The organism is Streptomyces sp. NPDC051207 (assembly GCF_040682395.1).
GTDB lineage: Bacteria > Actinomycetota > Actinomycetes > Streptomycetales > Streptomycetaceae > Streptomyces.
Genome location: NZ_JBFBAX010000028.1, coordinates 78,223 through 88,603, shown reverse-complemented (window position 1 = coordinate 88,603; position 10,381 = coordinate 78,223). Strand labels below are relative to the sequence as shown.

At 75.1% G+C, this 10,381-nt stretch carries 2 protein-coding genes; both read right to left on the bottom strand.

Annotated features, from left to right (window positions below; genetic code table 11):
• Positions 1–2,615 (bottom strand): condensation domain-containing protein (locus AB0M97_RS24425; RefSeq protein WP_365963095.1); only part of this gene is annotated, 2,615 nt, incomplete at its 3' end.
• Positions 2,612–10,378, bottom strand: coding sequence for an amino acid adenylation domain-containing protein (locus AB0M97_RS24420; RefSeq protein ID WP_365963094.1), 7,767 nt, complete (start codon positions 10,376–10,378; stop codon positions 2,612–2,614). The genes AB0M97_RS24420 and AB0M97_RS24425, both read right to left, overlap by 4 nt.
• Positions 10,379–10,381: the final 3 nt, after the last annotated feature.

Sequence of the window (10,381 nt, the reverse complement as noted above, 5' to 3'; positions counted from 1 at the left end):
CGCTCCACCAGCTCCCGCAGCCCCGGATCACCCGACACGTCCGTGCGCAGCACCAGCGTGTTCACGAAGAACCCCACCAGATCGTCCAGCGCCGCATCCGTACGACCCGCGATCGCCGTCCCCAGCGGAACGTCCGACCCCGCGCCCAGACGGGACAACAGCCCCGCCACACCGGCCTGCAGCACCATGAACAGACTCGACCGCGTCGACCGCGCCAGACCCACCAGGTCCCGGTGCAGCCGGGCGCCCAGCTCCACGGAGACGAGGCCGCCGCGGTAGGACGCCACGTCGGGGCGCGCCCGGTCGACGGGGAGCCTCAGCTCGTCCGGCAGGCCCTCCAGCGCGCCGCGCCAGTAGGCGAGCTGGCGGGCGATCGGCGCGTCCTCGTCGTCCTCGCCGCCCAGCACGTCCCGCTGCCACAGCGCGAAGTCCGCGTACTGCACCGGCAACGGCTCCCACCCGGGCGCCGCGCCGTCGAGCCGCGCCCGGTAGGCGGTGGCCAGGTCGCGTGCCAGCGGAGCCTGCGACCAGCCATCCCCGGCGATGTGGTGCACGACCACGCACAGCACGTGCTCGGTGTCGGAAATCCGGAACAGCCAGGCCCGCACCGGCAGGTCGGCGGCCAGGTCGAAGCCCGTGGACGCCGCCGACGCCAGGGCGCCCTCCAGGGCGTCCTCGGTGACCTCCACGACCCTCGAGGGCAGCTCGACCTCGGCGGCCGGGACGATGTGCTGCCACGGCTCGCCGTCCACGTCCGGGAAGACCGTCCGCAGGGACTCGTGCCGTCCCACCACGTCCACCAGCGCCGACTCCAGCGCGGGGACGTCGAGGGTGCCCGACAGGCGGACCGCGAGCGGGATGTTGTACGTCCCGCTCGGCCCCTCCATGCGGTTGAGGAACCACAGCCTGCGCTGGGCGAACGACAACGGCACCCGCTCGGGCCGCCGCGCCGGGACGACCGGCGGACGGCCGCCGGTCGAGGAGTCCACCACCCGCTCGGCCAGCGCCGCCACCGTCTGCGCGTCGAACAGGGCGCGGACCGGCAGTTCGATCTCGAAGACGTTCCGGACGCGGCTGACCAGGCGGGTGGCGAGCAGCGAATGGCCGCCCAGGTCGAAGAAGTTGTCGTCGATGGAGACCGAGGGCACGCCGAGGGCCTCGGCGAACAGGCCGCACAGCACTTCCTCGTGCGGGGTCCGCGGGGCGCGGCCCTCGCCGGAGACGACGGTCAGGTCGGACACCGAGGTGCCGCCGACCGCCTCGGGTGCCGGGCGGGCGGCGGTCCAGCCGTCGGGCAGGGTGACCGACGCCAGCGCGTCGGCGACGGGCCGGGAGTCGTCGTCGGCGAGGGTGCCCAGCAGCTGAGCGAGGCCGGCCAGCACGGCGGCGGCGGTGTCCTCGGTGAACAGGCCGGCCTGGTAGCCCAGGCGCAGCTGGATGCGTTCGCCCGGCACGACGATCAGGGTCAGCGGGTAGTGCGTGGCGTCGTCGCCGGACACCCCGGTGACGGTGAGGCCGCCGATGGAGGACTGCAGGGAGTCCGCGTCGACCGGGTAGCTCTCGAAGGCGACGAGGCTGTCGAAGAGACGGCCGTGCCCGGCGGCGCGCTGCACCTCGGTCAGGCCGATGTAGTGGTGGTCGAGCAGCGCGGACTGCTCGTCCTGGACCCGCAGCAGCAGGTCGCGCAGCGACTCCCCGGCGCCCGTCCGGACGCGCACGGGCACGGTGTTGATGAACAGGCCGACCATGGTCTCGACGCCCTGGATCTCGGGCGGGCGTCCGGAGACGGTCGCGCCGAAGACGACGTCCTCGGTGCCGGTGAGCCGGGCCAGCAGCAGGCCCCAGGCGGCCTGGACCGCGGTGTTGACGGTGACGCCGAGCCGGCGGGCGAGCGCGGCGAGCCGTGCGCTGGTGTCCGCGGGCAGGTCGGCGGTGATCCGGCCGGGCAGCGCGGTGACGGTGTCGTCCGCTTCGGGGGCGACCAGGGTGGCGCCGCCGAGCCCGTCGAGCGCGGCACGCCAGGCGTCGAGGCTCGCCTGCTTGTCCTGCTTGCGCAGCCAGGCGAGGTACAGCTTGAAGGGCGTGGCGGGCGGCAGCGCGGACGTGTCGCCGCCGGAGGTGTAGAGCGTGAACAGTTCCCCGAGGACGATGGGCATGGACCAGCCGTCGAGCAGGATGTGGTGGCAGGCGAACATCAGCCGCCAGCCGCGCTCGGCGGTCCGCACCACGGTGAACCGCAGCAGCGGCGGGTCGGTCAGGTCGAACCGTACGGTCCGCTCCGCCGCGTCCAGTTCGGCGAGCCGCGCCGCCCGCTGCTCCTCGCCCAGGCCGGACAGGTCGTGCACGGCGACCGGGGTGCCGAACTCGCGCGGGACGACCTGGACGGGCCTGCTCAGGTTCTCGGAGAGGAAACCGGCCCGCAGGTTGCCGCGGCGGACCAGCAGGGCCCGTACGGCGTCGCGGAACACGTCCACGTCGAAGGGGCCCTCGAAGTCGATGGCCAGCCGCACGGTGTAGACGTCCAGGGCGTCCCGGTCGTAGGTCGCGTGGAAGAGCATCCCTTCCTGCAGCGGTGCCAGGGGAAGGATGTCCTCGAAGAGGTCGTTGCTGGTCACTGGGTCTTCCTCCACTCTGTTTCCAGCACCCCGAGGTCGTCGAGTTCGAGGTCGATCAGTGACAGGTCCGAGGGGGTGAGCCCGGTGGGCTGTTCCTCGGCCGCGTGCTCCGCGAGGGCCGCCAGGGCGCGGAACCAGCCGTCGGCCAGCCGGCGCAGCTCGTCCGGTTCCAGCAGGCGCTTGGGCCAGGTCCAGTTGGCGACCAGGCGGGGTCCGTCGGCGCCGTCCTCGACGACGACGTTGAGGGAGACCGCGTGCGGTGCGGGCATGTCCGGGTCGCCGCCGCCCAGTTCGCGCAGCACCTCCCCGTCGGCCGACATGGTCCAGTCGCCGCCGCCGGCGTCCGGCCCGGCCGACGCGTCGGCGACGGCCGTCCGGCCCAGGTAGTTGAAGCCGAACTGGGGCGAGTCGTACGCGGCCAGCTCGTCGCGGGTGCGCGGGTTCAGGTGGCGCAGCAGGCCGAAGCCGATGCCCTCGTCGGGCATCTCGCGCAGCGTCTCCTTGACCCGGGACAGCGCCTTGTGCAGCGCGGCGGGGTCGCTGAGGACGCCGCCCCACGCCACCGGGCCGAGGTCGAGGCGTACCGGGGCGAGGCTGGTGAACCAGCCGACGGTGCGGGAGACGTCGAGGTCGTGGCCGGGCGGTATCTGCCGGCCGTGCCGTTCGACGTCGACCAGGACGGAGGTGCCCGCGCCGAGTCCGCGGCGCCTGCGCCAGTCGGCGACGGCGAGGGCGAACGCGGTGAGGAACACGTCCTCCACGCCGCAGCGCGCGGCGGCGGGCACCGCGGTCAGCAGCCGTTCGGTGACGTCCTCGGGCAGGGTCAGGGCGAGCGCGCTCTGGGTGCCCATGGTGTCGGTGGCCGGGTCGCGGGGATGGTCGGTCACCAGCACGTCCTCGTCGCGCAGCTGCTCCGCCCACCAGGCGACCTGGGCGGCGCGGGCGGGCTGCGCGGCGAGTTCGCCGAGCCACTGGGCCCAGCGCCGCCACGCCGTGCCGACCGGTTCGAGCGCGGCGGGGCTGCCGGACGCGGCGGCCTGCCAGGCGGCGGCCAGGTCGGGCACCAGGATGCGCCAGGACACCCCGTCGACCACCAGGTGGTGAGCGACGAGCAGCAGCCTGCCGGGGGCGTCGGGTCCGGCGTCGAACCAGACGACGCGCAGCATCGCGGCGTCCGCCGGGGACAGCCGGGAGACGGCCTGATCGGCGTGCCGGCCGATCGCGGCCCGCAGGTCCTCGGGCCCGGCGCCGGTCACGTCCACGCGGGTGACGCGCTCGGCGGCGTCGACGGCGCCGCGCGGCAGCACCTCGTACGCCCAGCTGCTGTCGGTGGCCGACAGGCGCAGCCGCAGCGCGTCGTGGTGGTCGAGCACCGTCTGCACGGCGCCGGTCAGCGGCTCGAGGCCGATCCCGGCGGGCACCCGCAGCAGCACCGACTGGTGGAACCGCTCGGTACGGCCGCCGAGTTCGCGCAGCCAGTGCGTCATCGGCGTGAGCGGCACCTCGCCGATGCCGGCGTCCGGGTCCTGCGGGGGCAGGTCGGCCTCGCTGCGGGCGACCGCGGCGAGCCCGGCGACGGTCTTGTGCTCGAACACGTCGCGCGGGGTGATGACCAGGCCGCCCTTGCGGACCTGGCCGACCAGCTTGATGGAGACGATGCTGTCGCCGCCCAGTTCGAAGAACCCGGCGTCGACGCCGACCTCGGGCAGCCCGAGCACCTCGCGGAACGCCTCAGCGATGATCTTCTCCGCGTCGGTCGCCGCCGCCCGGCCGCTGTCGGAGCCGTCGAACTCCGGTGCGGGCAGGGCCGCGTGGTCGAGCTTGCCGTTGACCGTCAGCGGCAGGGCGTCCAGCACGACGAACGCCTGCGGCACCATGTACTCCGGCAGCCGCTGCGCCGCGTGGGCGCGCACCGCGTCCGGGTCGCAGCCGGTGCCGCCGTCGGGCACCAGGTAGGCGACGAGGCGGCGCACCCCGGGGCGGTCCTCGCGGACGACGACCGCGGCGGCCTCCACTCCGGCGCCCGCCGCCACCACCGTCTCGATCTCGCCGAGTTCGATGCGGAAGCCGCGCAGCTTGACCTGGTTGTCGCGGCGGCCGACGAACTCCAGCGCGCCGTCGGCGCGGCGGCGCACCACGTCACCCGTGCGGTACAGGCGGGCGCCGGGCTCGCCGAACGGGTCGGCGACGAACCGCTCCGCGCTCAGCCCCGGCCGTCCCAGGTAGCCGCGGGCCAGGCCCACGCCCGCCACGTACAGCTCGCCCGCGACGCCGACCGGGCACGGGTTGAGGGCGCCGTCCAGGACGTACACCCGGGTGTTGGCGACGGGCCCGCCGATGGGCGGGGTGACCGTGCCGTCGACCGGGGCGGACGCGGTGGCGCACACCGTGGTCTCGGTGGGGCCGTAGGCGTTGATGACGCGGCGGCCGGGCGACCAGCGGGCGGCGAGGTCCCGCGGGCAGGCCTCTCCGGCGAGCACCAGCGTCATGCCGGTGGGCGCGGCCTGCGGGTCGGCGCCGGACAGCGCCGTCGGTGTGAGCGTGGCGTGGGTGATGGCCGCGTCGCGCAGGAAGGCGGTGAGCGCGTCGCCGAGGACCGGGCCGTCGGCCGGGGTGAGGACCAGTGCGGCGCCGTTGAGCAGCGCCATGACCGTCTCCCAGGCGGCGGCGTCGAAGCTGGGCGCGGCGAACTGCCCGACCCGGCTGTGCCCGGTCACGCCGAGGTACTCCGCCTGCCAGGCGGCCAGGCTGCCCAGGCCCCGGTGGCCGACGACGACGCCCTTGGGGCGGCCCGTGGACCCGGAGGTGTAGATGACGTAGGCGGGGTGGTCGACGGACAGCGGGGCGCGCCGGTCGGCGTCGGTGACCTCGGCGCCCGAGTGGTCCGCGAGCGCCTCGGCGACCTCCGGGGCGTCCAGGAGCAGCGGCTCGCAGGTCCCCTGCGGCAGGCGGTCCGCGAGGCCGGTGAGGGTGACCACGAGGACCGGGTCGCTGTCGCCGAGCATGTAGGCGATCCGGTCGGCGGGGTGGCCGGGGTCGACCGGCACGTAGGCGGCGCCCGCGGTCATCACCGCGAGCAGGGCGGTGGTGAGTTCCACGGACCGGGGCAGGACCAGCGCGACGCGGTCCTCCGGTCCGGCGCCGCGCTCGACGAGCAGCCGGGCGAGCCGGTTGGCCCGGTCGGCGAGCGTGGCGTAGTCGACGCTCTCGCCGGCCGAGACGACCGCGGGCCGGGTGGCGTGGGCGGCGGCCCGCTCGGCGAACAGCTCCGGGACGGTGCCGGCGGCCACCGGCCGGGCGGTGTCGTTCCAGCCGGTGAGCAGCTGCTCGCGCTGGGCCGGGGGCAGGATGTCCAGGGTGCGCACCGGGCGGCCCGGGTCGGCGACGGCGGCCCGCAGCAGCGCCAGGAGGTGCTCGGCGATGCGCTCGGCGGTGCTCCGGTCGAACAGGTCGCTGCTGTAGTTCAGCAGGCCGGAGATCCCGCCGCCGGTGTTCTCGACCAGGGTGAGTTCCAGGTCCACCTTGGCGACCGGGAGGAGCACCTCGTGCGGGGCGGCCCGCAGGCCGGGCAGCTCGATCTCGCGCAGGTCGTTGTTCTGGTAGGCCAGCAGCACCTGGAAGAGCGGGTTGTGCGACAGAGAGCGGTCGGCGCCGACCAGGTCGACCAGCCGCTCGAACGGCAGGTCCTGGTGGGCGTAGGCGCCCAGCGCGGTGGCGCGGGCCCGGCGCAGCAGTTCCGTGAAGGTGGGGTCGCCGGACACGTCGGTGCGCAGCACCAGCGTGTTGACGAAGAAGCCGATCAGGTCGTCGGCCGCGGCGTCGGTGCGGCCGGCGACGGGGGTGCCGATCGGGATGTCGTGACCGGCGCCCAGCCGGGACAGCAGGGCGGCCAGCGCGGCCTGGAACATCATGAAGGGCGTGGTGTCGGTCTTGGCGGCGAGCGCCCGCAGGGCCTCGTGGAGCGCGGTGTCGACGTGCACCGGGACGGCGCCGCCCTGGTGGCCGGCCACGGCGGGGCGCGGCCGGTCGGTGGGCAGTTCCAGCTCCTGCGGGGCGCCGTCGAGCTGTTCCCTCCAGTAGGCCAGCTGGGCCGCCGCCGCGCTGTCCTCGGCGTGTTCGTCGCCGAGGAGTTCGCGCTGCCACAGCGTGTAGTCGGCGTACTGCACCGGCAGCGGGCGCCAGTCGGGGGCGGTGCCGGCGAGCCGGGCCCGGTAGGCCTCGGACAGGTCGCGGACCAGGGGTGCCTGCGACCAGCCGTCGCCGGCGATGTGGTGCACCACCACGCACAGCACGTGCTCGTCGGCGGCGACCCGGAACAGCCAGGCCCGCACCGGCAGGTCGGCGGCCAGGTCGAAGCCCGCCGTGCCGGCCGCGTGCAGGGCGGCGGACAGCCCGGCCCGGGCCACGTCGGACACCTCGACGGTGACGACGGCCCGTTCGGCGGGGACGACCTGCTGCCACGGTTCGCCGTCGGTGTCCGGGAACACGGTGCGCAGCGCCTCGTGGCGGCCGACCACGTCGTTGAAGGCGGCGGTCAGCGCGGCCACGTCCAGCGCGCCGGACAGCCGTACGGCGAACGGGATGTTGTAGGTGGCGCTCGGGCCCTCCATGCGGTTGAGGAACCACAGCCTGCGTTGCGCGAACGACAGCGGCACCCGCTCGGGGCGGTCCGCGGCGCGCAGCGCGGGGCGGGCGGCCACCGGGGAGTCGGTGAGCCGGGCCGCGAGCGCGGCGACGGTGGGCTCCTCGAAGACGCGCCGGATGGGCAGTTCGGCGCCGAGGACGGCGCGGACCCGGCTGACGAGCCGGGTGGCCAGCAGGGAGTGCCCGCCCAGTTCGAAGAAGTTGTCGTGCACGGACACCGCGTCCAGGCCGAGCACCTCGGCGAACAGCCCGGTCAGCAGCTCCTCGTGCGGGGTGCGGGGCTCGCGGGTCTCCTCCGCGGTGTGCTCGGGCGCGGGCAGGGCCTTCACGTCGAGCTTGCCGTTGGTGGTCAGCGGCAGCGCGTCCAGGGTGACGACCGGGCGCGGCACCATGTACTCGGGCAGCCGCTCGGCCGCCCACGCGCGCAGTTCCCCGGTGTCCAGCCGGGCTCCGGCGGCGGGCACCGCGTAGCCGACGAGGTGCCGCACGCCGGGGCGGTCCTCGCGGACGACGACGGCGATCTGGCCGACGGCGTGGTGTCCGGCGAGTACGGCCTCGATCTCGCCGAGTTCGATGCGGAAGCCGCGCAGCTTGACCTGGTTGTCGCGGCGGCCGACGAACTCCAGCAGGCCGTCCGGGCGCCAGCGCACCACGTCGCCGGTGCGGTACAGCCGGGCGCCGGGCTCGCCGAACGGGTCGGCGACGAACCGCTCGGCGGTCAGGTCGGCGCGGCCGACGTAGCCGCGGGCCAGGCCCACGCCGGCCACGTACAGCTCGCCCGCGACGCCGACCGGGCACAGCCGCAGGTCGCCGTCGAGCACCAGGACGCGTTTGCCGTCGAGGGGGCGGCCGATGGGCACCGGCTCCGGCACCGGACGGCCGGCGGGCAGGTCGTGCGCGGCGGCCATGACGGTGACCTCGGTCGGCCCGTAGGCGTTGACGACCGTGATGCCGGGGCAGGCGTCGAGGACCTGCCGCACCGCGGTGGCGGGCAGCGCCTCGCCGCCGGTCCACACCTCGCGCAGCGGCCGGAACGTCTCGGGTGCCTCGGCGGCGATCAGCCGGAACAGGCCGGTGGTGAACAGGGTGGCGGTGATGCGCTCCTCGGCGAGGGTGCGGCCGATGGTGGCGATGTCCAGCTCGCCGGGCGGGCCGACGACGAGCGTGCCGCCGTTCAGCAGCGGGATCCACATCTGGTAGGTGGAGGCGTCGAAGGCGTGCGCCGACTGCAGCAGCACCCGATCCTGGGCGCCGCCCGCGAACCGGCTGTCGGCGGCGAGGTCGCCGATGCCGCGGTGGGTGACGGCGACGCCCTTGGGCCGGCCGGTCGAGCCCGAGGTGTACATGATGTAGGCGACGCGGTCGGCGCCGGGCGGCATCGGCACGCCGTCCTCGGGCAGCGGGTGGTCGCCCGGCAGGCCGCCCTGCTCCAGGATCAGCCGGACGCCGCTGTCGCCGAGGACGTGGTCGCGGCGGGCCTCGGGCCAGCGGTGGTCGACCGGCACGTACACGGCGCCCGCGCGGATCACGCCGAGCACCGCGAGCACGTACTCGGCGGAGCGGTCCATGGAGATGCCGACGGGTTCCTCGTCGCGCACCCCGTGCTCGTCGCGCAGCCAGGCGGCGACGCGCTCCACCCGGTCGGTGAGTTCGGCGTACGTCAGCGACAGGCCGCCGCAGACCAGTGCCTCCCGGTCGGGGGTCTCGGCGGCGCGCCGCGCGAGCAGTTCCGGCAGGGTGTGCGCCGGGCCGGGGGCGGGCCGCGGGCTCCATTCGTCCAGCAGCCGGGTCCGCTCGGCGGCGCCGAGGACGTCGACGTCGCCCGCGCCGGTCTCCGGGTCGGCGACGAACGACTCCAGGATCACGGACAGCCGGCGGCTGAACGCCTCGATGCGGGCCCGGTCGAAGGCGTCGGCGCGGTAGGTGAACCGCAGTTCGAGTTCCGTGCCGGGGATGACCATGAGGGCGAGCGGGTAGTGCGCGCCGTCGGTGGAGAAGACCCCGGCGACGGACAGCCCGCCGGGGAGGGTGAGCGCCTGAGGGTCGACGGGGAAGTTCTCCAGGACGGTGAGGGTGTCGAACAGGTCGCCGTGCCCGGCCGCCCGCTGGATCTCCGCGAGGCCCAGGAACTGGTGGGCCATCAGCCTGCGCTGCTCGTCCTGGAGCCTGCGGCACAGCGCGAGCAGCGTCTCGTCCCGCTCGATCCGGACCCGCACGGGCACGGTGTTGAGGAACAGGCCGACCATGGTGTGCACGCCGGGGATCTCCGGCGGGCGGCCCGCGAGCGTCATGCCGAAGGTGACGTCGGTGCGGTCGGTCAGCCGGCCCAGCAGCAGGCCCCAGGCGGCCTGCACCACGCTGTTCAGGGTGAGGCCGAGTTCGCGCACGCGCCGCGTGAGCCGGTCGGTGGTGCCGGCCGGCAGCCGGACACTGACCTTGCTGGGCAGCACCGAGGCGGACCGGTCGTCGGGCATCGCGGCGAGCATCGTCGGCCCGTCGAGGCCGTCGAGCGCGCCGCGCCAGGCCGCCACGGCGGCGCCCCGGTCCTGCTTGGCGAGCCACGCCAGGTGGTAGCGGTACGGCGTCACCGGGGGCAGGGCCGCCGGGTCGCCGCCCGCCGCGTACAGCTCGAACAGCTCGCGCACCAGGACCGGCGCCGACCAGCCGTCCAGCAGGATGTGGTGGTTGGTCAGCAGCAGCCGGTGCCGGGCGGGCCCGGTCCGTACGACGGTGAACCGCAGCAGGGGCGGCGTGCGCATGTCGAAGCGGGCGGCGCGGTCCCGCTCGGTGACCTCGGTGAGCGCCGCGTCCCGCTCCTGCTCGGGCAGGCCGGTCAGGTCGACCTCCTGCCAGGGCAGCTCGACGGAGGCCGGGATGAACTGCAGCGGGCGCGCGCCGTCGTCCCGGAACCCGGCGCGCAGGTTGCCGTGCCGGTCCAGCAGGGCGCGGGCGGCGGCGTGCAGGGCGGGCACGTCGAGCGGGCCGTCGATGTCCATGCCGAGCTGCATGACGTAGACGTCCGGGCCGTCCTGCTCGTCGTACTGGGCGTGGAACAGCAGGCCTTCCTGCAGCGGGGTGAGCGGCAGCACGGCTTCCAGCGACGGGGACTTGGTGCTCATCGA